General features: G+C 69.7%; 24 protein-coding genes. 15 read left to right on the forward strand and 9 right to left on the reverse strand.

Annotation, left to right across the window (positions count from 1 at the left end):
• Positions 1-4: 4 nt before the first annotated feature.
• Positions 5-991, reverse strand: a complete 987-nt coding sequence (locus ACEN96_RS01255; RefSeq protein WP_495586244.1) for a Bug family tripartite tricarboxylate transporter substrate binding protein — start codon at positions 989-991, stop codon at positions 5-7.
• A 93-nt stretch (positions 992-1,084) separates the two neighbouring features.
• Between ACEN96_RS01255 and ACEN96_RS01260 the strand changes: the two genes are divergently transcribed.
• Entirely contained in the window at positions 1,085-1,864 is a 780-nt protein-coding gene (locus ACEN96_RS01260; RefSeq protein WP_495586245.1) for an IclR family transcriptional regulator, read from the forward strand.
• 57 nt (positions 1,865-1,921) lie between these two features.
• Here the strand turns inward: ACEN96_RS01260 and ACEN96_RS01265 are convergent, their stop codons facing one another.
• Together ACEN96_RS01265 and ACEN96_RS01270 are read right to left on the reverse strand one after the other, a co-directional pair.
• Positions 1,922-2,725, reverse strand: coding sequence for a UPF0149 family protein (locus ACEN96_RS01265; RefSeq protein ID WP_495586246.1), 804 nt, complete (start codon positions 2,723-2,725; stop codon positions 1,922-1,924).
• Positions 2,722-3,696 carry a LysR family transcriptional regulator gene (locus ACEN96_RS01270; protein ID WP_495586247.1) on the reverse strand — a complete coding sequence of 325 codons (975 nt, stop codon included), beginning with the start codon at positions 3,694-3,696 and terminating at the stop codon, positions 2,722-2,724. The genes ACEN96_RS01265 and ACEN96_RS01270 overlap by 4 nt, the downstream gene beginning before the upstream one ends.
• Positions 3,697-3,948: 252 nt before the next feature.
• Between ACEN96_RS01270 and ACEN96_RS01275 the strand changes: the two genes are divergently transcribed.
• Positions 3,949-4,191 carry a hypothetical protein gene (locus tag ACEN96_RS01275; protein ID WP_343635389.1) on the forward strand — a complete coding sequence of 81 codons (243 nt, stop codon included), beginning with the start codon at positions 3,949-3,951 and terminating at the stop codon, positions 4,189-4,191.
• A 172-nt stretch (positions 4,192-4,363) separates the two neighbouring features.
• Here the strand turns inward: ACEN96_RS01275 and ACEN96_RS01280 are convergent, their stop codons facing one another.
• A complete protein-coding gene (locus ACEN96_RS01280; RefSeq protein WP_495586248.1) occupies positions 4,364-6,232 on the reverse strand; it encodes a phosphoenolpyruvate carboxykinase (GTP) in 1,869 nt (622 codons plus the stop codon).
• A gap of 395 nt (positions 6,233-6,627) precedes the next feature.
• Here ACEN96_RS01280 and ACEN96_RS01285 point away from each other — a divergent pair, with 395 nt between their 5' ends.
• The 3 genes from ACEN96_RS01285 (at position 6,628) to ACEN96_RS01295 (ending at position 9,388) form a co-directional block, all read left to right on the forward strand.
• On the forward strand, positions 6,628-7,311 hold the full coding sequence (locus ACEN96_RS01285) for a PEP-CTERM sorting domain-containing protein (RefSeq protein ID WP_495586249.1): 684 nt from the start codon (positions 6,628-6,630) through the stop codon (positions 7,309-7,311).
• 189 nt (positions 7,312-7,500) lie between these two features.
• On the forward strand, positions 7,501-8,850 hold the full coding sequence (locus ACEN96_RS01290; RefSeq protein ID WP_495586250.1) for a GAF domain-containing protein: 1,350 nt from the start codon (positions 7,501-7,503) through the stop codon (positions 8,848-8,850).
• Positions 8,816-9,388: an MOSC domain-containing protein gene (locus tag ACEN96_RS01295; protein ID WP_495586251.1), complete on the forward strand. Its 573-nt coding sequence runs from the start codon at positions 8,816-8,818 to the stop codon at positions 9,386-9,388. Before ACEN96_RS01290 ends, ACEN96_RS01295 begins: the two co-directional genes overlap by 35 nt.
• Before the next feature lie 219 nt (positions 9,389-9,607).
• On the opposite strand, the gene ACEN96_RS01300 is transcribed toward ACEN96_RS01295, so the two are convergent.
• A complete protein-coding gene (locus tag ACEN96_RS01300) occupies positions 9,608-10,684 on the reverse strand; it encodes an alkene reductase (RefSeq protein WP_495586252.1) in 1,077 nt (358 codons plus the stop codon).
• 247 nt (positions 10,685-10,931) lie between these two features.
• Between ACEN96_RS01300 and ACEN96_RS01305 the strand changes: the two genes are divergently transcribed.
• Entirely contained in the window at positions 10,932-12,152 is a 1,221-nt protein-coding gene (locus ACEN96_RS01305; RefSeq protein WP_495586253.1) for a right-handed parallel beta-helix repeat-containing protein, read from the forward strand.
• On the opposite strand, the gene ACEN96_RS01310 is transcribed toward ACEN96_RS01305, so the two are convergent.
• Positions 12,143-13,087: a nucleoside/nucleotide kinase family protein gene (locus tag ACEN96_RS01310; protein WP_495586254.1), complete on the reverse strand. Its 945-nt coding sequence runs from the start codon at positions 13,085-13,087 to the stop codon at positions 12,143-12,145. The two genes, ACEN96_RS01305 and ACEN96_RS01310, sit on opposite strands and share 10 nt — an antisense overlap.
• Positions 13,088-13,194: 107 nt before the next feature.
• On the opposite strand from ACEN96_RS01310, the gene ACEN96_RS01315 reads away from it, so the two are divergent.
• Positions 13,195-14,049: a 23S rRNA (adenine(2030)-N(6))-methyltransferase RlmJ gene (locus ACEN96_RS01315; protein WP_495586255.1), complete on the forward strand. Its 855-nt coding sequence runs from the start codon at positions 13,195-13,197 to the stop codon at positions 14,047-14,049.
• Positions 14,050-14,056: 7 nt separating this feature from the next.
• Here the strand turns inward: ACEN96_RS01315 and ACEN96_RS01320 are convergent, their stop codons facing one another.
• On the reverse strand, positions 14,057-14,698 hold the full coding sequence (locus ACEN96_RS01320; protein ID WP_495586256.1) for an NAD(P)-dependent oxidoreductase: 642 nt from the start codon (positions 14,696-14,698) through the stop codon (positions 14,057-14,059).
• 120 nt (positions 14,699-14,818) lie between these two features.
• On the opposite strand from ACEN96_RS01320, the gene ACEN96_RS01325 reads away from it, so the two are divergent.
• A complete protein-coding gene (locus ACEN96_RS01325) occupies positions 14,819-15,739 on the forward strand; it encodes a LysR family transcriptional regulator (protein WP_495586257.1) in 921 nt (306 codons plus the stop codon).
• A 31-nt stretch (positions 15,740-15,770) separates the two neighbouring features.
• The gene (locus ACEN96_RS01330) at positions 15,771-16,445 is read left to right on the forward strand and encodes a CAAX prenyl protease-related protein (RefSeq protein ID WP_495586258.1); all 675 of its coding nucleotides are present in this window, start codon (positions 15,771-15,773) and stop codon (positions 16,443-16,445) included.
• A gap of 24 nt (positions 16,446-16,469) precedes the next feature.
• Here ACEN96_RS01330 and ACEN96_RS01335 read toward each other — a convergent pair whose 3' ends face one another.
• Positions 16,470-17,234 carry a helix-turn-helix domain-containing protein gene (locus ACEN96_RS01335; protein ID WP_495586259.1) on the reverse strand — a complete coding sequence of 255 codons (765 nt, stop codon included), beginning with the start codon at positions 17,232-17,234 and terminating at the stop codon, positions 16,470-16,472.
• A gap of 139 nt (positions 17,235-17,373) precedes the next feature.
• Here ACEN96_RS01335 and ACEN96_RS01340 point away from each other — a divergent pair, with 139 nt between their 5' ends.
• From ACEN96_RS01340 to ACEN96_RS01360, 5 genes are all read left to right on the forward strand, one after another.
• Entirely contained in the window at positions 17,374-18,624 is a 1,251-nt protein-coding gene (locus ACEN96_RS01340; RefSeq protein ID WP_495586260.1) for an amidohydrolase family protein, read from the forward strand.
• A 170-nt stretch (positions 18,625-18,794) separates the two neighbouring features.
• On the forward strand, positions 18,795-19,265 hold the full coding sequence (locus ACEN96_RS01345) for a YiaA/YiaB family inner membrane protein (RefSeq protein ID WP_495586261.1): 471 nt from the start codon (positions 18,795-18,797) through the stop codon (positions 19,263-19,265).
• A gap of 44 nt (positions 19,266-19,309) precedes the next feature.
• The gene (locus ACEN96_RS01350) at positions 19,310-19,753 is read left to right on the forward strand and encodes a hypothetical protein (protein ID WP_495586262.1); all 444 of its coding nucleotides are present in this window, start codon (positions 19,310-19,312) and stop codon (positions 19,751-19,753) included.
• A gap of 5 nt (positions 19,754-19,758) precedes the next feature.
• Positions 19,759-20,610 (forward strand): DUF2145 domain-containing protein, encoded by an 852-nt coding sequence (locus tag ACEN96_RS01355; protein WP_495588530.1) that lies wholly within the window; start codon positions 19,759-19,761, stop codon positions 20,608-20,610.
• 48 nt (positions 20,611-20,658) lie between these two features.
• Complete coding sequence (locus ACEN96_RS01360; RefSeq protein ID WP_495586263.1) at positions 20,659-22,584, forward strand: MFS transporter; 1,926 nt, start codon at positions 20,659-20,661, stop codon at positions 22,582-22,584.
• A gap of 1 nt (position 22,585) precedes the next feature.
• On the opposite strand, the gene ACEN96_RS01365 is transcribed toward ACEN96_RS01360, so the two are convergent.
• A complete protein-coding gene (locus tag ACEN96_RS01365; RefSeq protein ID WP_495586264.1) occupies positions 22,586-23,086 on the reverse strand; it encodes a hypothetical protein in 501 nt (166 codons plus the stop codon).
• Between the two features lie 82 nt (positions 23,087-23,168).
• Between ACEN96_RS01365 and ACEN96_RS01370 the strand changes: the two genes are divergently transcribed.
• A complete protein-coding gene (locus ACEN96_RS01370) occupies positions 23,169-24,638 on the forward strand; it encodes a sulfotransferase family protein (protein WP_495586265.1) in 1,470 nt (489 codons plus the stop codon).
• Positions 24,639-24,650: the final 12 nt, after the last annotated feature.

Below are 24,650 nucleotides of genomic sequence, written 5' to 3' on the forward strand. Positions count from 1 at the left end.
GCGCTCAGTCGACCTTGACGTTGCCGGCCCGGACCACGCCGCCCCAGCGCTTCTGCTCCTGCGCCAGGAACTGCGCCGCCTGCTGCGGCGTGCCGGCCATGGGCACGCTGCCCTCGGACTGCAGCAGGCCGATGGTGGACGCCTTCGACAGCGCCTTCTGCACCTGGGCGTTCATCCGGTTCACCACCGCCGCCGGCGTGCCGGCGGGCGCGACGATCATCTTCCAGTCCGACGTGTCGAAGCCCTTGTAGCCGCTCTCGGCCACGGTCGGGACGTCCGGCAGCACCGGGAGCCGGGCCGCCGAGCTGACCGCCAGCGCGCGCAGCTTGCCGGCCTTGATGAAGGCCACTACCGTCTGCGGCGTCGCGAAGTAGTAATCGACCTGGCCACCGAGCAGGTCGGTGGCCGCTGGACCGGCCCCCTTGTAGGGGATGTGCGTCACCTTGATGGCGGCCTGCCTGGAGAACAGCTCCCCCGTCAGGTGGCCCACCGTCCCGTTGCCGGCAGAGGCCATCGTCAGGCTGCCGGGCTTGGCCTTGGCGGCGGCGACCAGTTCGGCGAGCGTCTTGAAGGGCGAGGCGCTGACCACCACCAGCACGACCGGCTGCCCGGCGACGAGCGCCACCGGCGTGAAGGCCTTGGCGGCGTCGTAAGGCATCCGGGGATACAGGGTCGGATTGATCGCCAGGTTGGCGGTCTGGCCCATGCCCAGGGTGTAGCCATCGGCCTTGCTCTTGGCCACCGCGTCCAGGCCGATGTTGCCGCCGGCTCCGGCCTTGTTGTCCGCGACGAAGGTCCAGCCGGTGTCCTCGCGCATCTTGTCGAGGATCAGCCGCGAGACGATGTCCGTGCCACCGCCCGGCGGGAAGGGGACGATCACCTTGATCGGCTGGGACGGGTAGGCCGGCTCGGCGGCGGAGGCCGCCATCGGCAGTGCGGCGAGGGCCGCCAGCAGGACGCCTGCGGCGCGTCGGACCAGGGGAGCGTTCATCGCTTGTCTCCGTGTTTGTTCTATCTGGCAGAACTATGATTTGTCTGATAGAACTCTAGACCAGTCGATGAACCGCGAGACAAGGGATAACCCGTGCCTGGAACAGACAAGCCAAGCGATGACGCCTCCGACGGCAGCGGCGTCGCCGTGCTCGACCGCGCCTTCGCCCTGTTGGGGGCCTTCGGTCAGGACGACGACAGCCTGACCTTGACCGAGCTGTCGCGGCGAACCGGCCTTTACAAGAGCACCGTACTGCGTCTGCTGGGTGCGCTCGAGCACGGCGGCTTCGTGCGCAAGCTGGCCGACGGCGCGTACGCGATCGGCCCGGCGCCGCTGAGGCTGGCGACGATCTATCAGCGCTCGTTCCAGGTGGGGCCCATCGTCGAGCCGCTGCTCAAGCAGCTCAGCGCCGATACCGGCGAGACCGCCTCCTTCTACGTCCGCCATGGCGATGCCCGGATCGCGCTCTATCGCTGGGAGCCCGCGCGCTCGGTGCGCGCGGCGGTGGCCGTGGGCCAGCAGTACGCGCTGCACCAGGGGGCCTCGGGCAAGGTGCTGTGCGCGTTCTCGGAGGACCGCCGCGAGGGCTTCGACGCCGTTCGCGCGCGCCGCTGGGCCGCCTCTTATGGCGAGCGCGAGCCGGACACCGCTTCGGTCGCGGCGCCCGTGTTCTCGGTGGACGGCCGCGTCCACGGCGCGATCGCGGTCTCGGGGCCGCGGGTGCGGCTCTCACCGCCGGAAGCGATGCTCGCTGCCTGCCGCGCGGTGCTCGCCGCCGCTCGCGAGGCCAGCCGCCTGCTTGGGGGCGACGTGGCGCGCTTGGAGGCGGCCATGGCCGCGCTGACCGCCGCCGATTTCACGCCGGCCGGCTGAGGACGCGCCCATGAAAAACGCCGGCGCGAAGGCCGGCGTTCCGCGGGGAGGCGACGATCAGGCGGCGCCGTGGCAGTTCTTGAACTTCTTGCCCGAGCCGCAGTGGCAGGGATCGTTGCGGCCCAGCTTGGGCGCGTCGCGACGCACCTGCTCGACGTGATAACGCTCCGCCTCGGTCGCTTCCTGCAGGTCGACCACCGTCAGGATCAGGTCCTCGATCGCCTCGTCGATGTTCTTGAGCGGATGCTCGCGATTCAGCGTCTCGACGATCTCCTTCTCCTCCGGCGTCTCGGCCGGCAGATGGCGATACAGACGCGCCAGCAGCGCGTTGATGTTGTCGTCGGCTTGTTCGTGCAGGTCGGGGAAGGTCACCGCCGCGTATTCGAAGCCGCCCACCCAGGGCAGCAGCGCGCGGGTGATCGGATCCTCGGGCAGCGGCACGGCGTCCGGATCGGTGCCTTCGGCGGCCTGGGCCGCTGCCGCGGCTTCGACGGCATCTTCCGCCTTCTCGGCGGCTTCCTCGGTGTTCTCGCCTTCTTCAGCGTCCAGGTCCAGCACCACCGGATAGAACCAGCCCTGCTCCAGCATGCTCTGGTTCAGCGAGGCGAAACGGCGCTCCGCCAGCGCTCGGATCCGGGCCAGCCACGCAGGATCGACATCGTCCGGCAGCGGGCGGCCTTCGTAGTCGAACACGGGCGGCAGCCACTCGTCGATCGGGATCAGGCGCGGCTGCACCAGCACGCCGGCCAGGTAGCCGTCCAGCATCGAGGCATCCAGCGGCTCGAGCGGTTCGGGCGTGGCGGCGAGGAGGTCGTCGAGTTCGTCGAACTCGGCGTCGGAAAGGTCGTGGGCAATGCTCATGGGGCGCGATTGTCACCGCTGACGCCCGCCAGCGCCGACCCCGCCGGCGGCGCCACCGAATCGATGAGCCGCTGCCGCATCCAGCGCTGGGCGCTGCGGTCCTCGTTGCGCAGGTGCCAGAGCAGGTCCACGTGCACCGGCGACAGCGACATCGGCAGCGGGCGGTAGATCAGTGACTCCTGGTAGCCGGTGGCCGTGATGAAGGACTGCGGCAGCACCGTGAGCAGGTCGGAATGGGCCACGACCCGGCCCGCGGTGAAGAACTGGTTGACGGTCAGCGCGATGCGGCGGCTGCGCTTGAGCGCCGCCAGCGCCTCGTCGACGAAGCCGTACGGACGGCCCGAGAAGCTCACCAGCAGGTGATGCGCCTGGCAGAAGGCGTCCAGCGTCAGCTCCTGGTCCGCGAGCGGGTGGCCGCGCCGCATCACGCAGACGTAGTACGAGTCGTACAGCCGCTGCTGCCGGATCGCCGCCATGTCGCCCTGCCCCTTCAGCGCCGCGACGGCGGTGGGGAAGTAGCCGAGCGCGAAGTCGGCCTCGCCCTGCTCCAGCAGCGAGCGCGGGTCGCGGGTCGTGAGCGGCAGCACGTGGACATTGGCCAGGGCCGCCAGCCGCTCCAGCTGCTGCATCAGCGGCGGCAGGATCAGCGCCGCCGTCGCGTCGGCCATCGCCAGGCGGAAGGTGTATTCCTCGGCGGCCGGCTGGTAGTCGCCCGGATCGAGCGCCACCCGCAGCCGCGTCAATGCGGAGCGGACCTCCGGCCACAGCCCCTCGGCCCGCGAGGTCGGCTTCATGCCGAAGGCCTGCCGCACGAACAGGTCCTCGCCCAGCGCCTCGCGCAGCCGCTTCAGCGCGTGACTGACGGCAGGCTGCGTCATCGACAGACGCGCGGCCGCGCGGGTCATCGAGCGCTCCGCCATGACGGCGTCGAACACCTTCAGCAGGTTCAGATCCAGGTTCCGAAAGCTCATGGCGGGCACTTCTTCACGAAAGGCGGGCCGCCTCGAACGCTCATCGGCGGCGGTTCTTGCGCATTCCTTGGCATCCGGCCGGCGGCGCCGTGACGGGAGTCACGGGCGGAACGCGGTCCGCCCAATGATATGCACGGCATTTATACATTCGATGCCCATCTTTCATTGGCGGCATGCCTAGGGGAAACCCTATAGTTCGTTCCGTCGGCTCCAGAAGGGCCGCCAAAGAACAAGCCAACAAAGGAAATCGCCATGAGCGTCGCTACCCAAACCTTCGGTCTGCCGCTGAGCCGCACGGTGCGTCGCGGCGGTACGTTCGCCACCATCGGTGCCCGCGTCTGGGCCCGCACGATCACCAACGTGAAGGCCCGCCTGGAAGCCGCCAAGATGGCCCGCGCCGAGCGCGAGCTGCTGGCCCTGGCCGCCCAGTACGAGGAGAGCATGCCCTCCTTCGCCGCTGAGCTGCGCGCCGCGAACGCCCGTCGCAACGGCTGAACGCCGTCCTGGCCGGGGGCTGTACAGACCCGGCCGTGAAGCTCGGAGGTGAGCGCAGGCTCTCATAGCTGCCCGCTTCCCGCCTCACAAAACAAAAGCCCGCCTCGAATCGCTTCGAGCGGGCTTTGTCTTTTCCAGCCCCGCCCGGCCCTCTCGGGCCGGTGGGCGTCGATCAGGCCTGGGACAGGCGCTGCTCGATCCGGGCCTTGGTGGCCGGCAGTTCGGCGGGCAGGCCCTGGGCCAGCTGGACGAACAGCTCGTCGTGCAGCTTCAGCTCGGTCGCCCAGTCCTCGTTCGAGATGTGGGTGACGGTCTTGAACTGCTCCGGCGTGAAGGCCAGGCCCTGCCAGTTCAGGTCCTCATAGCGCGGGCTGGTGCCGAAGGCGTGCTCGACGCCGTCGCCCTGGCCGTCGACGCGCTCGAGCATCCACTTCAGCACGCGCATGTTCTCGCCGTAGCCGGGCCACACGAACTTGCCGTCGGCACCCTTGCGGAACCAGTTGACGCAGAAGATCTTCGGCAGCTTGGCGCCCGAGGCCGACAGCTTGGCGCCCAGCGACAACCAGTGCTGGAAGTAGTCCGCCATGTTGTAGCCCATGAACGGCAGCATCGCGAACGGGTCGCGGCGCACGACGCCCTGCTGGCCGGCGGCCGCGGCGGTCGTTTCCGAGCCCATCGTGGCGGCCATGTACACGCCTTCGGTCCAGTCGCGCGCCTCGGTCACCAGCGGCACGGTGGTCGAGCGGCGGCCGCCGAAGATGAAGGCGTCGATCGCCACGCCGGCCGGGTTGTCCCATTCCTCATCCAGCGCCGGGTTGTTGGTCGCGGCGACGGTGAAGCGGGCGTTCGGATGGGCGGCCTTGGCGCCGGTCTCCTTGGCGATGGCGGGCGTCCAGTCCTTGCCCTGCCAGTCGATCAGGTGATCCGGGGCCGTGTCGGTCATGCCTTCCCACCAGACGTCGCCATCGTCGGTCAGCGCGACGTTGGTGAAGATGACGTCCTTGTCCAGGCTGGCCATGCAGTTGGGGTTGGTCTTCTGGTTCGTGCCGGGAGCGACGCCGAAGTAGCCCGCTTCCGGGTTGATCGCGTACAGGCGGCCGTCCTTGCCGGGCTTGATCCAGGCGATGTCGTCGCCGATGGTCGTGACCTTCCAGCCCGCGAAGCCGGCCGGCGGGATCAGCATCGCGAAGTTGGTCTTGCCGCAGGCGCTGGGGAAGGCGGCGGCGACGTGATGCTTCTTCCCTTCGGGCGAGGTCACGCCCAGCACCAGCATGTGCTCGGCCAGCCAGCCCTGATCACGGCCCATGGTCGAGGCGATGCGCAGCGCGAAGCACTTCTTGCCCAGCAGCGCGTTGCCGCCGTAGCCCGAGCCGTAGGACCAGATCTCGCGGGTCTCGGGGTAATGGACGATGTACTTGGTCTTGTTGCAGGGCCACTTCACGTCCGCCTGGCCGGCTTCCAGCGGAGCGCCAACGGTGTGGACGCAGGGGACGAACTCGCCGTTGTCGCCCAGCGTGTCCAGGACCGCGCGGCCCATGCGGGTCATGATGCGCATGTTGACGGCGACATAGGGGCTGTCGGACAGCTCGACGCCGATGTGGGCGATCGGGGAGCCGATCGGGCCCATCGAGAACGGCACGACATACAGCGTGCGGCCGCGCATCGCGCCCCGGAACAGCGCCTTGTCGCCGGTCTGCAGCAGCGCGCGCATCTCGGCCGGTTCCATCCAGTTGTTGGTCGGACCGGCGTCGAGCTTGTTCTTCGTGCAGATGAAGGTGCGGTCCTCGACGCGGGCGACGTCGCTGGGATCGCTCCAGGCGAGGTAGCTGCCCGGGCGCTTGGCCGGGTTGAGCTTCTGGAAGGTGCCGGCGTCGACGAGCTGCTGGCACAGGCGGTCGTACTCGGCCTGGCTGCCGTCGCACCAGTAGACGTCCTTGGCCTCGGTGAGCGCGGCGATCTCGGCGACCCAGGCGATCAGACGCTGATGCTTGACGTAAGCCGGCACGTTCAGGCGCAAGCCTTCCATTACGGGTTGGTTCATGGCGGTTTCCAATTTGAGGATATGAAAAGCGGAATTGGGTCAGCGCCGATCCGGTGGCTCCCGCCGCTGTTTCACAGAGGAGGAGACCGCGGGGCTGACCCAATGCCGCGCCTCATGGCTGGTACTTCGCCGAACGATGGTTCCAATGTAATCACGCCGTAACTCGGCGGGTGAGCGAGGTTATGCGTTTCTGGAATGGTTTGATGCCGCGGCGATGAAACGGCGGGGCGGCGCCCCAGGCAAACGGCGTGCGCGGGAGGTGTCGGAGGGCTTTACAGAACGTCCCGCCCACATGGGACATGAATTCGTAAGTCATTGTTTTCATTTGAGATTCCGAGAGTGGCCCATGTCCTGCTTTTAGGGGACCCGCAATCTCAATCCCTCGATAGAACTCGATGACCTTCCTCTCCCGAATTGCCGCCGCCGCGGCCCTGTCCTTCGCCGCGCTGGGCGCGCAAGCCGCCACCGTCACGCTGAACACCTACAACAACGGCTGGTACAACGGCGCCTCCCACACCGTGGGGAACTCCAACACGATCACCGGCTTCTACAACGGCAGCGAGTACCGCAGCTTCTACGCCTTCAACCTGCCGGCCGTGACGGCCGGTGAAACGATCCTGTCGGCCTCGATCACCTTCCTCGCAGGCAATGGCTCCAACCGTGGCGCGTACGCCGACAAGCATCTGGGCCTGTTCGATTACACCGGCTCGATCGATGCCCTGATCTCCGGCAACGGTGGCCTGGCCGCCTTCGCGGACCTGGGTTCGGGCGCGTCGTACGGCTCCTCCGTCGTCAACGGCCTGAATGGCGCCATGCCCGCGGTGACGGTCCAGCTGACCAGCGCGGCGCTGAAGGATCTGCTCGACGCCGGCGCCAACCGTTTCGTGATTGGCGCGGTGCTGCAGGACCCGTTCGTCTCCAGCCGTGAAGAAACGCTGTGGTCCTCCTCCAACGGCAGCCCCGCGGCGCGCCTGACGCTGGTCACCGGCCAGGCCATCCCGGAGCCGGGTTCGGTGGCCCTGCTGGGCGCCGCCGCGCTGGCCTTCGGCCTGGTCGGCCGCCGCCGCAAGGCCAAGTAAACCCACCCGGCCCGGACGCCCATCAGGCGTCCACGGGACCGAAAGCCGCGTTGCGCAAGCGACGCGGCTTTTTCATTGGTGGGCAAGACCTGTCCCGCTCCGGGCAACTCCCGACGCGCGAGGACATGGCCCCGATCGGGAATGCCTCTATGCTCGACGCCAGTTCCGCGACGTCGAGGACACCCGCCCATGTCCGCCCTCACCGGCCTCAGCCTCCGCGCCCGCCTGTACCTGGTCCTCGGCCTGGCCCTCGCGCTGGTGGCCTCGTCGGCGCTGCTGGGATGGTGGCAGTCCCGGCAGCTCGCCGCGATCGCGCAGTCGCTCTACGAGGACCGCCTCGTCCCGGTGGACCTGCTGCGCGAGCTGGATCGCACGCTCGGCGCCCAGCACCTGGGCACGCTGCTGATCGCACAGGCCCAGCAGCCCGATGCCGGCAAGATGGACAGCACCGGCCGCCGCCTCGCCGACACGACACGGCGGCTCTGGAGCCGCTACCTCGCGACCCGCATGGCACCGGCGGAGTCGGCCCTGATCGTCCGCACGCAGCCGCTGCTGGAGCAGCTGTGGGCCGCGCTCACGGCCAACCAGCCGCCCACGCCCGACACGCTGCGAGAGCTCAACCAGCGCCGCCTGGCGGCGCTGCGCATGCTCGACGAGCTGATCGCGTTCCAGCTCAGCCAGGCCCGCGTCGATACCGAGCGGGCCCAGCAGGCCGCCCATGACGCCGCCCGTCTGGGCCTGCTGCTCGTGCTGCTGACCGCCGGCCTGTGCGGCGTCGTCGTCAGCACCGTGTGGACCCGATACGACGAGGAGCGCCGCGCCGGCCAGGACTCGCGGGCGCGGCTGCAGCAGCTCTACCTGGCGCTGTCGCAGACCAACCAGCTGATCGTGCGGCGCGAGGCCGAGGCCTTCGACGACCCGCAGGCCGAGCAGCGCCTGCTCGACGGCATCTGCCGCATCTGCGTGGAGACCGGTCATGCGCGCTTCGCCGCGATCGTGCGCGTCGACGGCGATCAGTTCGAGCGCGTCGCCGAGCATGGCCCCGCGGATCGCCTGATGCCCGGCGCGCCGCGTCAATGGACGCGCGATTCGCCGTTCGGGCGCAGTTCGATGGCCACGCGCGCGATCCTGGGCGGCACGCACCAGGTCAGCAACCGCGCGCTGCAGGATCCCAGCCTGGTCGTGGCCGGCGCGCCGGTGATCCCGCCGGGCGTTGAATCGATGGCCGCCTTCCCGCTGCGCTGCCGCGGCCAGGTCGCCGGCGCGCTCAGCCTGCTGGCCGGGGAGCCCGATTTCTTCGACCCGCAGGTCCTCGGCCTGATCGACGAGATGGCCGGCGACCTGTCGTTCGCGCTCGAGCATCTGAAGCGCGAGCGCGAGCAGGCGCGCGAGCTCGAGCACCTGCGCGATGCGCTGCACCGCTGCGAGACCGGAATGGCGGACACCGCCCCGGCGGCATTCCGGGCCGAGCCGGCCGCGTCGAGGCCTGCGGCAGAATCGCCCGATGCAACTGATCAGTCTGAACACGGCCCGCGCTGAGGCGCTGCGCATCGACGGGCGCGAGGTGATGTCGGGGATCCGCAAGCGCCCGGTGGAGGGACCGTGCGAGGTGCGGCCGCTCGGCCTGGAGGGCGACGAGCAGGCCGATCCCAGCGTTCACGGCGGGTTGTCCAAGGCGGTGTATGCCTATCCGTCGGAGCATTACGCGTTCTGGCGCACGGTGCGCGCGCAGGCGCAGGCGGCGGGCTGGGATGACGCGCTGCCATGGGGCGCGATGGGGGAGAACCTGTCGATCGCCGGCCTGCTGGAATCCGACGCCTGGATCGGCGACGTGCTGGTCTTTCCGGACTGCGAGCTGGCCATCAGCGAGCCGCGCTACCCCTGCTTCAAGTTCAACGCGGTCATGGGGTTCAACAAGGCCGCGAAGATGATGACCCAGAGCGGCTGGTGCGGTTTCTACCTCGCGGTGCGGCAACCGGGCACCCTCGCGGCCGGCCAGACCTTCACCGTGCGGCCCGGGCCGCGCGAGGTGTCGATCGCGGAGATCTTCCGGTCCAGGGGCAAGGGCAAGGACTGACCCCGCTACTGCGACGGCAGCTGGCCCTCTCCCCTCCCCTCTCCCGCAAGCGGGCGAGGGAGTTCATGCCGGCGACGGTTCGCACGGCTGCATTTCCCATTCGCACCCACTCACGCTCACACCAGTTCCCCGCCCACTCGCGCCAGCTCGTGCCAGTGCGAGGCATTTACCCCCTCGCCCGCTTGCGGGAGAGGGAAGGGTGAGGGCCAGCGGCGCCGCTCAGTCCGCCAGTGCCGGATAGTCGATATAGCCCTCGGCGCCGCCGCCGTACATGGTGGCCGAATGCGCCTTCTGCAGCGGCGCATTAAGCTTCAACCGGCGCACCAGATCCGGATTCGAGATGAAGCTGCGTCCGAACGCCACCGCGTCGGCGTGTCCCTTGCTGACGGCGTCGATCGCCATTTCGCGGGTATAGCCGTTGTTGGCGATGTACACGCCCTTGAAGCGCTGACGCAGCGCGTCGTAGTCGAACGGCGCCACATCGCGCGGACCGCCGGTGTGGCCTTCAATGACATGCAGGAAGGCCAGCTTCATCGGCGCCAGCTGCTCGACGACGTGGTTGAACAGCGCCTGGGCGTTGCTGTCCTGACCGGCATCGTTGACCGGCGTGACCGGCGACAGACGCAGGCCGGTGCGGTCGGCGCCGATCGCCTCGACGATTGCCTGCATCACCTCGACCAGCAGGCGCGCGCGGTTCTCGATCGAGCCGCCATAGGCATCGGTGCGGTCGTTGATGCTGTCGCGCAGGAACTGGTCCAGCAGGTAGCCGTTGGCGCCGTGCACCTCGACCGCGTCGAAGCCCGCGGCCATCGCCGCCTTCGCGGCATGCACATAGGCCTGGACGACGCCGGGCAGCTCCTCCGCCGTCAGCGCGCGCGGAGCCGCGACGTCCACGAAGCCTTCCTTGGTGAAGGTCTTGCTGTTGGCCTGCCGATCGGTGGACGACAGCGGCTGGGCGCCCCCGGGCTGGAACTCTGGGCGCGAGATGCGGCCGACGTGCCACAGCTGCACGGCGATCTTCCCGCCGGCCTCGTGGACGGCGTCGGTCACCCGCTTCCAGGCGGCGATCTGTTCGGCCGAGTGAATCCCCGGCGTGTCCAGATAGCCCTGACCCTGCGGCGCGATCTGGGCGCCCTCGCTGATGATCAGGCCGGCGGAGGCGCGCTGGCGGTAGTACTCGACGGCGAGCGGTCCGGGCACCAGGCCGACGGAGCGGTTGCGCGTCAGCGGCGCCATGACGACGCGGTTGGCCAGCGACACGGCGCCGACTTGCAAGGGGTCGAAGAGACTGGGCATATCGATTCAGGATCCAGGGAATGCGTGATCGGAGCGACGGCGCGGCGGGGGGATGCCGGTTGTCATGGCGCGCAGCTTAGCGAGCGAGGGCCGAGGCCGCTGCGCCTTGGTGACAGCCCCGACGGCGGCTGGGGCCTTGCGGCGCCGGCGCCGGCGCGCCGGAGCGCTTGGCTACACTCGCCCGGCCGCGTGGGGACGCCGATCCCGGATCGCGACGCCCCGTCCGCCACGATCCGGGAGCCCGCCGATGTCCTCTGGTTCCGCGTTCGATCCCCTGCTCGACGCCCTCCGCCACGATCCTGGCCGGCGCCGGTGGCTGCAAGGCGCGAGCGCGCTTGCGCTGCCGGCCTGGCTCGCCAGCGCGAAGGCGCAGGGCACGGCGGCTTCCGCCGCGAAGGCGGTGCTGCGGGTCGGCCCGGACCATCCGGTGAAGACCTTGGCCGCCGCCGCGGCGCAGGCCAAACCCGGCATGACCATCGAAGTGCAGGCCGGGGACTATCCCGGCGACGTCGCCATCTGGCTCCAGGACGACCTGACGCTGCGTGCCGTGGGCGGCCGCGCGCGAATGCTGGCGAATGGCGCGCATGCGCAGGGCAAGGGGATCTTCGTCACCAGCGGCAAGCGGATGACGATCGAAGGCTTCGATTTCGTCGGCGCGCGCGTGCCGGATCGCAACGGCGCCGGCATCCGGCTGGAGCGCGGCTCGCTGACACTGCGCGACTGCCGCTTCCAGGACAACGAGAACGGACTGCTGGCCGCCAACGATCCGGCGATCGAGCTGCGGATCGAGTCCTGCGACTTCGGCGCGATCGCGCCTGGCGACGGCCACACGCACAACTGCTATGTCGGCGCGATCGGCAAGCTGACGGTGATCGCGAGCTACTTCCATCACGGCGCGACGGGTCACCTGTTGAAGACCCGGGCCGCGGTCAACCACGTGTTCTACAACCGGCTGACGGACGAGACCGGCCGCGCGAGCTTCGAGCTCGAGTTCCCGAACGGCGGTCTCGCGCTGGTGATGGGCAACGTGATCCAGCAGAGCGCGGCCACCGAGAACTTCCACCTGATCGCGTACGGCAGCGAGGGGTTCTCGAACCGGCGCAACGAGCTGCACCTGATCAACAACACGCTGGTCGACCGGCGGCCGCAGGGCGGCGTGTACCTGCGCATGGCCCAGCCGGCACAGAAGCTGCGGCTGATCAACAACCTGCTGCACGGCAAGCATGAACTGCCCGGCGGACCGGACCGCGAGCAGCATCACAACTACTTCGTCGAGCTGGACAGCTTCGTCGACGCGGATCGCTACGACTTCCACCTGCGAGCCGGCTCGCCGTTGTTCGGGCGGGCGGTGGATGCGGGCGCGGTGGAGGGACAGTCACTGCGGCCGGCGATGCAGTACCAGCATCCGTGCGCGCTGAAGGAGGTCCCCGCAGGGACCGCCTATACGCCGGGGGCGTTTCAGGTCTGAAGCGCGCGCTGCCTTGCTTCGCGCTCTTCCTTGAGCTCGAAGAGTCGCACGATGTCGATGTGTTGGACGCTTTGGATGATTGCCTGTTCGAGTGCGGCCTGCATCTCCGCGCGCTTCAAGGCGCGATAGCTCGAAAGATCGAACATCGTTGCAACACGAACGGGTAACGACGGTTGTGCGCGCAAGCCGCAAGGAAGCGCTTCCAGGCTCTTCTTCAAGCGAGGCGAGGCGGATACAGGCGAGATTCGGACGGCTTTGCCCGCGCGCCTGCGTGAGTTCGCGGCCATCCTGAAAAAACTCAGATAGCGCGTCGGTGCAACGCCGTCGTACGGGATCAGTCGAACCTTCTCGATGTCAGCGTCGGACTCCGTCCCTTCATTGCGAAGTGAGATCTGGCGCTGTTCCAGCGGCGCATAGACGCCGACCACATACAGCACTTCACGATAGACGGTACGTAGAAGCTCCAGTTCCTGGAGGTTCTTGATGGACTGAAAGACGTGGCAGACCCTTCGCGACACGAAGTTGCGCGAATCAGGATCCCGGCCCTCCGCCTCCCTGCTCATCCGGATCTGCCGCACCGCCAGTTCGGCGAGGACCGCCGGTCCGTAGCGACGGCGCATTTCATGCGCTGCGCTGTTCATGTTCTGCCGGCTCAGCGTCGATGCCGATTCGATCAGGGCTCCGTCCTGACGCAGGAACTGCCGGATCAGATCGCCCGCGCGGATGTGCTCGACGTCGTATCCGAAGGTGGACTTGAGCATGTCGCCGATCTCCGTCGCCACTTCCTGGAGTGGCGTTCCGATCGGCCCGCACAGGGCGATGACCAGCTCGTCGGTCTGTGTCTCCTGAAGGACCCTCGTGGACGAATGGTCCGACAGGAGGCGGTGGCGATGGGCCTCGCCAGGCGAAGGAACTGCTTTCAACTTCTGGTTCATGCGGATCTCCGGCAACGGATGGAAATCCTGCGCCCATTCCGGAGCCCCGCTTTTCACCCCCGTCGCGATTTCGCGACGCTGGCGCCGCGCGCGCTACAGTCCTGCCCATGCTCGCTTACCGACACGCATTCCACGCTGGCAACCATGCCGACGTGCTCAAACACCTGGTGCTGGCCGAGGTGCTCCGCTACATGGGGGAGAAGGACAAGGCCTACACCGTGGTGGACACCCATGCCGGCGCCGGCGGCTACGCCCTGGACGGCCGCTATGCCCAGAAGAACGCCGAGCACCTGGGCGGCATCGCCGCCCTCTACCCCCGCACCGACCTGCCCGAGCCGCTCCAGCACTACGTCCAGCTCGTGCACGACTTCAACCCGGGCCGCAAGCTCGAGCAGTACCCGGGCTCGCCCGCGATCGCGCGCTTCCTCATGCGCGAGCAGGACCGCCTGCGCGCCTACGAGCTCCATCCCACCGATCACCGCATCCTCGCGAGCTACCTCGAGGACCGGCCCAACACCCAGGTGCTGCTGCAGGACGGCTTCGCCTCGCTGAAGGCCGAGCTGCCGCCGCCGTCGCGCCGCGGTGTCGTGCTGATCGATCCCCCCTACGAGATCAAGGCCGACTACGGCAAGGTCGTCGCCGCCCTGCGCGAGGCGCTGCAGCGCTTCGCCGACGGCACCATCGCGATCTGGTATCCGCAGCTCCAGACCATCGAATCGGTGCAGCTCGTGCAGCGCATGAAGTCCATCGCCGAGTCGTCCGCCAAGAAGGGCTGGTTGCATGTGCGGCTCACCGTCACGCAGGCCGACGAGCGCGGCTTCGGGATGATGGGCAGCGGCATGTTCGTCGTGAACCCGCCCTTCGTGCTGCACGACAAGCTGGCCGAATGCCTGCCCACGCTGGTGGACACGCTCGGCCAGTACGACGACGCCAACTACCTGCTGGAACAGCAGACCGCCTGACCCGCGTTCAGTAGCCGACGGTGAACCGGCGGCGGATGTGCTGCGGCCGCTCCAGTTCATCGACGATCGCCACCGCCAGGTCCGCCGTCGACACGTGGGCGGGGCCGTTGGCGTCCATCACCGGCGTGTCCAGGCTCACGCGGTAGCTGCCGCGGCGCTCGCCCGGCTCCAGATGCACGGCCGGCGACAGAAAGGTCCAGTCCAGCGAGCTTTCCTGGCGAATGAGGTTCAGCGCCTCGCGAGCCGCCAGCGCGCCCTGCTTCCACTCGGCGGGGAATTCCGGCGTGTCGACCAGTTGCAGACCCGGCGCCGCGTACAGGCTGCCGGCGCCGCCGACGACGATCAGACGCTTCACGCCGCCGCGCTTCACGCCGTCATGGATCGCGCGGGTGCCTTCCAGGAACTCGGTGTGGATGTCCGGCACCGACCAGCCCGGGTTGTAGGCGCTGACCACGGCGTCCGCCCCCTCGACGGCGGCGGCGACCTGGTCGGCCTGCTTCGCATCGGCCTTCACCACGGTGAGGCCCGCGCGCGGCGTGAGCTTGGCCGGGTCGCGGGCCAGCGCGACGACCTCATGGCCGCGGGCCAGCAGTTCCTTGAGCACTTCGCTGCCGACAAAGCCGGTCGGTCCGATCAGGGCGACTTTCATGGGGGAGTCCTTTCGAGGGAGGCGACGGGTGTCGCGATGGGATGGACTGTAGAAACTTCACAATCGCCGCAGAAGTCCTCAGAATCCGCCTTCATTCTTTAGATCGTCTACACAATCCCGATGCTGGACCAACTGCGCCGGATGGCGGTGCTGGCGACCGTCGTCGAGCAGGGCAGCCTGGTCGCGGCGGCGAGGCAGCTGCAGACCACGACCTCCGCCGTGAGCCAGCAGCTGCGCGCGCTGGAGCGCGACATGGGCGTGACGCTGCTGCACCGCTCGACGCGCCGCATCGGCCTGACGCCGGCGGGCGAGCGCTTCGTGCAGGGCTGCCAGGCGATGCTGGCCGCGGCGCGCGAAGCCCAGACCCAGCTCCACCACCTGCGCGACGCGCCCGAAGGCGAGCTGCGCGTCAGCGCGCCGGTGGGCGCGGCGCGGCAGATCGGGCCGGCGCTGGCGCCGCTGCTCGCGGCCCATCCCGGCATGACGCTGCACCTGGAGGTCGATGACGGATTCACCGACCTCGTCGCCCGGCGCATCGACCTGGCGGTGCGCTTCGGCCGGCTGCCCGACAGCAGCTGGGCCGCCCAGCGCATCGGGCAGAAGACGCTCGGGCTCTACGCCGCGCCGGCCTATCTGACGCGCCGCGGCGTGCCGTCCACGATGTCCGACCTGACACGCCATGACTGGCTGCTGCTGCGCTCCGACACCGGCGCGGTCAGGAGCTTCTCGCTCGCCGGCCCCGAGGGCCGCGAGGAGATCCTGCGCGTCAGCCCGCGCGCGAGCAGCAACAACCAGCTCAGCCTGCAGCAGTTCTGCGAAGCGGGCATGGGGCTGGCGATGCTCGGCGCGGAGGACGTCGACGAGTCCCTGGCGCAGGGCCGGCTGCTGCCCTTGCTGCCGGGCTGGTCGCTGCCGGCGCTGCCGGTGTACGCGATGACGCCGCAGCGCGACGCGCAGCCGGCCAAGGTGCGCCACGCCATCGAGTCGCTGCGCCACGCATTCACGGGGTCGAGGAGCGAGGCCCAGGTCCCGCCCGCATGATCCGGCCGCGCCGCGCCGCTACATTCGCCGGATGCCATTGAGTCAAGCCGCCTGGGCCCGCATCGTCCCGTTCGCCCTGTTCATGCTGCTGCTCGCGCTGCGCGGCGCGCTGCCGGAGCACAACGCCTGGGGTCTCGATCCACGCTGGGTCTACGCGCTGAACCTCGTGATCGTCGGCGGCGCGCTGGCGTGGTTCTGGCGCGGCTATGGCGAGCTCGCGCGGCAGAACCGGCCGGCGGCCGCCGAGGCCGGATTGAGCGTCGCGGTCGGGCTGATCGTCTTCGCCCTGTGGATCACGCTGGATGCGCCGTGGATGCAGCTCGGCGAGCCCACGGCGGGCTTCGTGCCGAGAACGCCGCAGGGCGGGCTCGACTGGCCGCTGATCGCGGTGCGCTGGCTCGGCGCCACGCTGCTGGTGCCGGTGATGGAGGAGCTGTTCTGGCGCAGCTTCCTGATGCGCTGGATCGCGAGCCCGCAGTTCGAGACGGTCGACCCGCGCGTGGCGGGGCTGCGGGCGCTGATGATCTCGACCTTCGTGTTCATGCTGGCGCACACGCTGTGGCTGGCCGCGATCGTCGCCGGCGCGGCCTACGCGTGGCTCTACCAGCGCACCGGCAAGCTGTGGACGGCCGTCATCGCGCACGCGGTGACGAACGGCGTGCTGGGCCTGTGGGTCGTGTACAGCGGGCGCTGGGAGTTCTGGTGAACCGCGCGCGCCGCGCCGCCGCGCTCAACGCTTGAGCGCGCGGGCCACGCCCGCCGGGCGTTGCAGGTGCTTGAAGCGCTCGAACAGCCAGCAGCGCATGCCCATCACGAGCGTGAACTGGCGCTTCTCCTCGTCGGGCAGCTTCTGGTCGAGCAGGTGCTGACGCGCGAAATCCTCGGCCACGCGCTGCAGCCGGTCGCGCAGTTCGCGAGCCATGCCGGGGCTGAGCTGGCCGTGGACCAGCATCAGCAGTTCCGCGTCGCCATCGAAGCCGCCCGCGAAGAAGTCCTGCATGACCTTGTCGCGGAAGAAGCCCATCACCGGTCCCTGCGGCCGCCAGCGGAAGGTCTTGGCCACCTGCAGCCGGTAGCGGTTGAGCGGGCGCAGCTCGATGATCCCGAGCCGGTCCAGCTGCGCGAGCGCGCGCGTCACGTCGGCCTCGTTCATGCGGTAGGTCGCGACGATCTGCTCGAAGCTCCATTGGCTCAGGCAGCAGATCGCGGTCAGCAGCAGCTTCTCGTCGGCCACGACCTCGCGCTCCTGCTGCAGCGTGAGTTCGCGGCGCAGCGGCTGGGACTGCGCCAGGCGCTGCGAAAGCTCGGCGAAATCGGTCTTGAGCACGCGGCAGATCTCGTCGATGCGCGACAGCGGCATCTCGCCGCCCGACGCGAACATGCGCTTCACGCTGGACTCCGACAGGTCGAGCTCCCTGGCGAGCTGCGCGTAGCTGACGCCGGACTGCTTCAGCTCGGCCTTGATGAGATCGATGAGGGATTGCGTGCTCGCCATGGGGGCGGACGTTAGCGCAGATCGGTAGCGGCATCCGGGACCGCCAGGGCCGCGCGGCGCTACCGGCGTCACTGGACGGCGGCATCCGGCGCGCTTCTCCCGACGATCGCGCCCATCCCCACTTCCTCCGGCGCCGACCATGCTCCGACGACGTCATCTCCTGTGCTGCGGCGCCGCCGCGGCGGCGGGCCTGTTCAGCGCGCTCGCGGCCGAGGCGGGCCCCTTCCGCAATCCCTGCGGCCATCCGGCGGCGCCGATCGACGGGGTCGATCCGGACTGGCTGGAGCGGATCTGGGAAGGCCTCGATCCCGCGCAGCTGTGGGACGTCCATGCCCATCTGATCGGTACCGGCGACTCCGGTTCGGGCTGCTGGATCGCGCCGTCGCTGTCGCAGTGGTGGCATCCGGTGGAGGTCGCGCGCAAGCACGCGATCCTCAATGGCGCCTGCGTCGATGCCAGCGCGATCGCGACACGCGATGTCGACCGCGCCTACGTCCGGCGGCTCGCCGCGCTGGCCGACGCCTTCCCGGCCGGCGCGCGCTGGCTGCTCTTCGCCTTCGACGAGGCCGTCGACGACACCGGCGCCCGCCGTCCCGACTGGACCACCTTCCACGTCCCCGACGCCTACGCGCGTGCCGTCGCCGCCGAGCGCCCCGACCGCTTCGCCTGGGTCGCGAGCATCCATCCGCACCGCGAGGACGCGCTGGCGCGCCTGGATCGCGCGATCGCCGGCGGCGCGCTGGCGATCAAGTGGCTGCCCAGCAGCATGGCCATCGACCTGCGCGACGCGCGCTTGCGCCCGTTCTACGACCGCCTCGCGGCATCACGGCTGCCGCTCATCGTCCATTGCGGCGAGGAGCACGCCGTCCCCGGCGCCGGCCGGCAGGACCTCGGCAACCCGCTGCTGCTGCGCGAGCCCTTGCGCCACGGCGTGCGCGTGATCGCGGCGCACTGCGCCTCGCTCGGCCTGGCGATGGACCTCGACCAGCCGCGCCCACGCCCCGTGCAGGCCTTCGACCTCTTCGCCCGCCTGATGGACGAGCCCGCTTGGCAGGGCCTGCTGCTGGGCGACGTCTCGGCGATGTTCCAGTTCAACCGGCGCCCCGAGGTCTGGCGCACCGTGCTGCGCCGCCAGGACTGGCACGGGCGGCTGCTGCACGGCTCGGACTACCCGCTGCCCGGGGTACTGCCGCTGGTGCGCCTGCCGCAACTCGCCCGCGCCGGGGTGCTCGACGAGGACCACGTCGCTCCTTTGGGGGCATTGCGGGATCACCACCCGCTGATGTTTGATCTCGCGCTCAAGCGGCTGGCCCGATGGCGCGGGGACCGGCTGGGCACCGCGGTCTTCGCCACCGCCCGGCATTTCCCCGCGCCCTCCCCCCGGCAGTAGCACCGATCGATACCGGGGCAGGCGGGCGGCGATACTCGCCGCGATTCCAGGGGAAGGACGGTTCGATCGCGGCGACAGTCGCGCCATCGCCACCGGCCACCCCCTTCAAACCGGGGCGGCGACCCCGGCAACTCATTCAGGCCCATGGGCCCTTCAGGAGGAACACAGTCATGACCACCCCGCACATCCGCATCCAGCGCGACACCCAGGCCTGGCGCTATCAGGTGTGGATCTCCTTCGGCATCAGCGTGGCGCTGTGCGCCATCGGCCTGGCCTGGCTCCCGGGCGCCGACCTGGACCGCGCCTTCATGGTCATGGGCTATGTCTTCTGCCTCTCCACCGCCTTCGCGCTGTCCAAGTACATCCGCGACAACCAGTCGGCCCGCTCCGACACGCCGATGTGGGGCCTGGTCGTGTGGAGCGGCTTCGGCCTGGCCATGGCGCTGACCGCCTGGGGCCTGTGGCGCATGGAGATCCAGCCCGTCTGGAAGGCCTACCTGCTGGTGTGCTGGCTCTACCTGATCTCCAACGTCTTCACGCTGGCCAAGATGCTGCGCGACAGCCACGAGGCCAACCTCGCGGAAGCCCGCCTCCAAGGGCGCCGCGAGGCCCTGCGCGAAGCCGCCACGGCCGCCGAATGAGCGCCAGCCGTCACGCCCCGCCCGCGACTTCCAGGAGTTCCACCATGCGTCCCCGACTCGTCCTGATCAGCATCCTGTCCGCCGGCGCGCTGGCCCTGGGCGCGGCCAGCCCTGCCGCCGCCCACGGCGGCCCGAGCGATGCCAGCCTCGCGCTGTCCGCCGTGCCGGTCGCGATCTCGGTCGTGGCGCCGTCCGCCGTGCTGGTCGCCGGCGCGTCGCTGGTCGTCGTCGCGGTCGAGTCCACCGCCCGCGGCACGGTCTGGGTGCTGGAGCGGGCCTCCGATGGCGTGCGCATCAGCGTCGAGTTCTCCGGCAAGGTCGTCGCCGGCGCCGCCACCTCGATCGGCACCGCCGTCGTCGTGACCGCGATCAGCACGGGCTACGTGCTGTCCGCCGCCGGCGAGGCCATCGCCTTCATTCCCAACGAGATCGGTGCCTCGCTGCTCTACAACGAGCGCGTCACCGACAAGGACCGCGTCTCGCGTTGAGCGCCATGCCGGCGATGCCCTCCCGGATATTCCGCCCTGCCCTGTCGCGGGCCATGGCGGTCGCGGCGGCGCTGGGCGCGCTGCTCGCGGCCGCGCCGGCCTTCGCCGGCCGGCCCTGCGACAACAAGGCGCCCACGCCCGACCAGATCAAGCGCGGCATGGACCTCGCGCAGGCCACCGCCGCCGCGCTGGACCGCAGCGGCGCCGACGTCGTGCTGCTGGCGCGCGCCGGCCAGGATCTGAGCGAGTACGGCCTGCGCTGGTCGCATGTCGGCTTCGTCTATCGCGACACGACGGGCAGCGGCGCCGGCGCCAGGCCCGTCTGGCGCGTGATGCACAAGCTCAACCAGTGCGGCACGGCGCTGGCCGATGTCTACCGGCAGGGCCTGGGGGAGTTCTTCATGGACAACCCCTACCGCCATGAAGCGGCGTTCTCGGTGCTCAAGCCGGAGCTGCAGCAGTCGCTGCTGCCGCTGCTGCGCGACAACGCGCGCGCGGCCGCGCTGCACACGCCGGCGTACAGCATGGTCGCCTACTCGTGGGCGCGCGAGTACCAGCAGAGCAACCAGTGGGCGCTCGAGACGCTGGCCGCCGGCGCCGCGCCGCGCGAGGTCTTCAACCGCGCGCAGGCGCAGGACTGGCTCAAGCGCCAGGGCTACCAGCCGTCGGACCTGCGCCTGAACACCGCCAAGCGGCTGGGCGCGCGCATCGGCATGGCCAACGTCGCCTTCGACGACCACCCGCCGGCGCGCCGCTTCTCCGGCCACATCGAGACGACCACCGCCGACACCCTCTTCAGCTGGCTGAGCCGCACCGGCCTGGGCCAGGCGCCGCAGTCCGTGAAGGCCGCGCCCTGAGCGGCCACTGATCCCCTCCTCCCCCGACACCCACAGCGAGCCCTCCCCATGAGCGACTCCCATCACCCCAGCCAGTTCGCCCTTCTGGGCCAGCGCCGCTTCGCGCCCTTCTTCTGGACGCAGTTCCTCGGCGCGGGCAACGACAACCTGTTCAAGTTCGCCTTCACGGTGCTGGTCACCTACCAGCTCAACGTCAGCTGGCTGCCGCCGGCGCAGGCGGGGCTGGCGATCGGCGCGCTGTTCATCCTGCCGTTCGTGCTGTTCTCGGCCACCAGCGGCCAGCTCGCCGACAAGTACGACAAGGCGCGGCTGATGCGCCTGGTCAAGAGCCTGGAGATCGTCATCATGGCGCTCGCCGCCTATGGCTTCTACACGACCCAGGTGCCGGTGCTGCTGGGCTGCGTGTTCCTGATGGGGCTGCACTCGACGCTGTTCGGGCCGGTCAAGTACGCCTACCTGCCGCAGCATCTGAACGAGCATGAGATCACCGGCGGCAACGGCATGGTGGAGATGGGGACCTTCGTCTCGATCCTGCTCGGCAACCTGGCTGGCGGCCTGCTGGTGGCGACGCCGATCGTCGGGCCGCAGCACGTCGCGATCGCCTGCGTCGTCGTGGCGCTGCTGGGCCGCGCGACCGCGCAGGCCATTCCCGCCAGCCCGTCCACCGACCGCGACCTGGTCATCAACTGGAACCCGGTCAGCGAGACCTGGCGCAACCTGAAGCTCGCGCACGGCCAGCTGGCGGTGTTCCGCTCGCTGCTGGGCATCTCGTGGATGTGGTTCTTCGGCGCGGTGTTCCTGGCCAACTTCCCGGCCTTCGCGAAGGAGGTGCTGCACGGCAACGAGCAGGTCGCCTCGCTGCTGCTGATGGTGTTCTCGGTGGGCATCGGCGTGGGCTCGCTGCTGTGCGAGGTGCTCTCGCGCCGCCAGGTGGAGATCGGCCTGGTGCCGCTGGGCGCGATCGGCATGAGCATCTTCGCCATCGACCTGTATTTCGCCTCGCGCGGCCTGCCGCCGTCGGCGGCGATGGGCGTGGGCGCCTTCCTGTCGCAGCATGCGCACTGGCGGGTGCTGGCCGACCTGGGCCTGCTGGCGCTGTTCGCCGGCCTCTACAGCGTGCCGATGTACGCGCTGATCCAGATGCGCGCGCAGCCCTCGCACCGCGCGCGGATCATCGCGGCCAACAACATCCTCAATGCGATCTTCATGATCGCCAGCTCGCTCATGGCCGGTGCGCTGCTGGGCGCCGGGCTGTCGATTCCGCAGCTGTTCCTGGTGGTGGGCGTCCTCAATGCGGTGGTGGCGCTCTACATCTTCCTGGTGGTGCCGGAGTACCTGCTGCGCTTCTTCGCCTTCGTGCTGTCGCGGGTGATCTACCGCTTCAAGGTGAGCGGCGACCGCCACATCCCGTCGCAGGGCGCGGCGGTGCTGGTGTGCAACCACGTGAGCTTCGTCGACGCGGTGCTGCTGATGGCGGCGAGCCCCCGGCCGATCCGCTTCCTGATGGATCACCGCATCTTCCGGATCCCGGTGCTGGGCTGGATGTTCAGGCTCGCCAAGGCGATCCCGATCGCGCCGCAGAAGGAGGACGCCGCGACCTACGAGGCCGCCTTCGCCGCCGCGCAGGCGGTACTCGACGATGGCGAGCTGGTGGGCATCTTCCCCGAGGGCGGACTGACCCGCGACGGCGCGCTGCAGCCGTTCAAGGGCGGCGTGATGAAGCTGCTGGAGGGGCGTCCGGAGTTGCCGGTCGTGCCGATGGCGCTGCAGAACCTGTGGGGCTCGTACTTCTCGCGGGTCGAGCAGGGGCAGGCGATGGTGCGTCCGTTCCGGCGCGGGCTCTTCAGCCGCGTCGGGCTGGTGGCCGGCGCGCCGGTCGCGGCGAAGGACGTGACGCCGGAGCTGCTGCGCGAGCGGGTGGCGGGGTTGCTCGGCGAGGCGCAGAGCGTCGCGGCGCAGCCGGTGAAGGCCTGACTCAGGCGCTGCGCGCGCCCCGCCGCATCCAGCGGCGCAGGCGCAGCTTGATCGCGCGTGCCATGCGCCATGCGGCGCTGGCGTGGACCCAGGCGATCAAGCCTTCCTTCCAGACGAGCCAGCGCGCGTAGAGCCGCGCGAACCAGCCCAGGCGCATCAGCGCCGGCTGGGTCAGCGCGAAGATCCGCGCCACCACCGCCGTGCCGACGACCTTCGCCAGCACGATCACGACGAGCCCCAGTCCCGGCCGCCCGATGCCGATCAGCCACAGCGCCAGCAGCTTGATCGGCAGCAGCATCAGTCCCGGCAGGAAGAACACCACCAGCGCCACGTACGGCGGCAGCCGCCGCACGACGGCCTCGAGCTGGCGCAGCACCGGCAGGCGGCCGATGGCGGCCATCACCCGCTGCAGCGGCTCCCAGCCCCATTCCTCGAAGAGGATGACGAGGGCCAGGATGACGCGGATCAGCCAGCGAAACGGCGCGAGCATCGACTTGAGCATGACCGGGATCATGCCAGGGCCGCCTCGCACACCTGCATGCCAGAATCGCCGCCCGTTCCCCCCGACGGCCCCTAGATCCACCATGCAAGACCCCGCCGCCCCCTTGCGCGAAGCCGCCCTCGAGCACCTGTCCGCCGGCCGATCGACACAGGCGATCGCCGCCTACGAAGCGCTGCTGCGCGTCACGCCGGGGACGCCGGACGACTGGTTCAACCTCGCCTGGCTGCAGCGGTCCGGGCGCGACTTCGACGCGGCGCTCGCGTCCTACGACCGCGCTCGCGCGCTCGGCGCCGAGGGACCCGAGGAGATCCACCTCAATCGCGCCGTGATCCTGGCCGAGGACCTACGCCGCGAGAACGAGGCGATGGAGGAACTCGAGCGCGCGCTGGCGATCGCGCCGCGCTTCCTGCCGGCGCTGGTGAACCTGGGCAACCTGCATGAGCAGCGCGGCGAGCGCGCTCCGGCGCAGCGCCGTTACGAGGAAGCGCTCGACGTCGAGCCCGGCCATGCGCTGGCGCTATCGCGGCTAGCGAACCTGCGCCGTTTCGACTCGGCCGCCGATCCGCTCATCCAGCGCCTGCGCCAAGCGCTCAGCGTGCGCGGCCGCCATCCCGCCGAACACGCCGATCTCGCCTTCGCGCTGGGAAAGGCACTCGACGAGGCCAGCGCCTACGACGAGGCCTTCGCCACCTACACGCATGCCAACCTTGCCGCCCGTCACGCCCACGGCCCCCGGCCGCTGCGCTACGACCGGACGGCCCACGAGCATCTGGTCGACGCGCTGATCCGCCAGTCCCAGCAGCCGGTGCCGCCGCCACTGGACGACGCGCCGGCGCCGTCGGCGTTCATCTGCGGCATGTTCCGGTCGGGCTCGACGCTGCTCGAGCAAATCCTGGGCAGCCATCCCGGTGCGACCGCCGGCGGCGAAATCGACCTGCTGCCTACCCTCGCCCACCGGCACGTGCTGCCGCCGCTGTCGCACCCGGACCAACCGCTGCCCGCGGAACTCGCCGAGCGAATGCGCCGCGAGTACCGCGACGGCGTCGCGCTGCGCTTCCCCGGCGCGTCGCTGCTGACTGACAAGCGGCCGGACAATTTCCTGTTCATCGGGCTGATCAAGCAGCTGTTCCCCGACGCGAAGATCCTGCACACGCGCCGCGCCGTACTGGACAACTGCCTGTCCGTGTTCTTCCTGCACCTCGGGCCGTCGATGTCGTACGCACTGGACCTGGAGGACATTGGCCACTGGTACCGGCAGTACCGTCGGCTGATGGCGCATTGGGAGTCCCTCTACGGCGACGACATCCACGATGTCGACTACGACGCGCTGGTCACCGACCCGCGCCCGCAGATCGAGCGCGCGCTGGTACATGTCGGGCTCAGTTGGGACGACGCCTGCCTGAACTTCCATGCGAGTAGGTCGACCGTCGCCACGCCCAGCAACTGGCAGGTGCGCCAGCCGCTGTACCAGCGCGCGTCGGGCAGGTGGCGGCACTACGAGCGCCACCTCGGCGCCTTGCGCGCGGCGCTAGGCGAGTTCGCGGGCGAATGAAGGGAGCGGCGC

The organism is Roseateles sp. Mitsp63, from assembly GCF_059491535.1.

Bases quoted from the DNA above. Each gene is read 5' to 3' on its own strand.
- ACEN96_RS01255 (WP_495586244.1), bottom strand. From the start codon at position 991: ATGAACGCTCCCCTGGTCCGACGCGCCGCAGGCGTCCTGCTGGCGGCC.
- ACEN96_RS01265 (WP_495586246.1), bottom strand. From the start codon at position 2,725: ATGAGCATTGCCCACGACCTTTCCGACGCCGAGTTCGACGAACTCGAC.
- ACEN96_RS01270 (WP_495586247.1), bottom strand. From the start codon at position 3,696: ATGAGCTTTCGGAACCTGGATCTGAACCTGCTGAAGGTGTTCGACGCC.
- ACEN96_RS01275 (WP_343635389.1), top strand. From the start codon at position 3,949: ATGAGCGTCGCTACCCAAACCTTCGGTCTGCCGCTGAGCCGCACGGTG.
- ACEN96_RS01280 (WP_495586248.1), bottom strand. From the start codon at position 6,232: ATGAACCAACCCGTAATGGAAGGCTTGCGCCTGAACGTGCCGGCTTAC.
- ACEN96_RS01285 (WP_495586249.1), top strand. From the start codon at position 6,628: ATGACCTTCCTCTCCCGAATTGCCGCCGCCGCGGCCCTGTCCTTCGCC.
- ACEN96_RS01290 (WP_495586250.1), top strand. From the start codon at position 7,501: ATGTCCGCCCTCACCGGCCTCAGCCTCCGCGCCCGCCTGTACCTGGTC.
- ACEN96_RS01295 (WP_495586251.1), top strand. From the start codon at position 8,816: ATGCAACTGATCAGTCTGAACACGGCCCGCGCTGAGGCGCTGCGCATC.
- ACEN96_RS01300 (WP_495586252.1), bottom strand. From the start codon at position 10,684: ATGCCCAGTCTCTTCGACCCCTTGCAAGTCGGCGCCGTGTCGCTGGCC.
- ACEN96_RS01305 (WP_495586253.1), top strand. From the start codon at position 10,932: ATGTCCTCTGGTTCCGCGTTCGATCCCCTGCTCGACGCCCTCCGCCAC.
- ACEN96_RS01310 (WP_495586254.1), bottom strand. From the start codon at position 13,087: ATGAACCAGAAGTTGAAAGCAGTTCCTTCGCCTGGCGAGGCCCATCGC.
- ACEN96_RS01315 (WP_495586255.1), top strand. From the start codon at position 13,195: ATGCTCGCTTACCGACACGCATTCCACGCTGGCAACCATGCCGACGTG.
- ACEN96_RS01320 (WP_495586256.1), bottom strand. From the start codon at position 14,698: ATGAAAGTCGCCCTGATCGGACCGACCGGCTTTGTCGGCAGCGAAGTG.
- ACEN96_RS01325 (WP_495586257.1), top strand. From the start codon at position 14,819: ATGCTGGACCAACTGCGCCGGATGGCGGTGCTGGCGACCGTCGTCGAG.
- ACEN96_RS01330 (WP_495586258.1), top strand. From the start codon at position 15,771: ATGCCATTGAGTCAAGCCGCCTGGGCCCGCATCGTCCCGTTCGCCCTG.
- ACEN96_RS01335 (WP_495586259.1), bottom strand. From the start codon at position 17,234: ATGGCGAGCACGCAATCCCTCATCGATCTCATCAAGGCCGAGCTGAAG.
- ACEN96_RS01340 (WP_495586260.1), top strand. From the start codon at position 17,374: ATGCTCCGACGACGTCATCTCCTGTGCTGCGGCGCCGCCGCGGCGGCG.
- ACEN96_RS01345 (WP_495586261.1), top strand. From the start codon at position 18,795: ATGACCACCCCGCACATCCGCATCCAGCGCGACACCCAGGCCTGGCGC.
- ACEN96_RS01350 (WP_495586262.1), top strand. From the start codon at position 19,310: ATGCGTCCCCGACTCGTCCTGATCAGCATCCTGTCCGCCGGCGCGCTG.
- ACEN96_RS01355 (WP_495588530.1), top strand. From the start codon at position 19,759: ATGCCGGCGATGCCCTCCCGGATATTCCGCCCTGCCCTGTCGCGGGCC.
- ACEN96_RS01360 (WP_495586263.1), top strand. From the start codon at position 20,659: ATGAGCGACTCCCATCACCCCAGCCAGTTCGCCCTTCTGGGCCAGCGC.
- ACEN96_RS01365 (WP_495586264.1), bottom strand. From the start codon at position 23,086: ATGCTCAAGTCGATGCTCGCGCCGTTTCGCTGGCTGATCCGCGTCATC.
- ACEN96_RS01370 (WP_495586265.1), top strand. From the start codon at position 23,169: ATGCAAGACCCCGCCGCCCCCTTGCGCGAAGCCGCCCTCGAGCACCTG.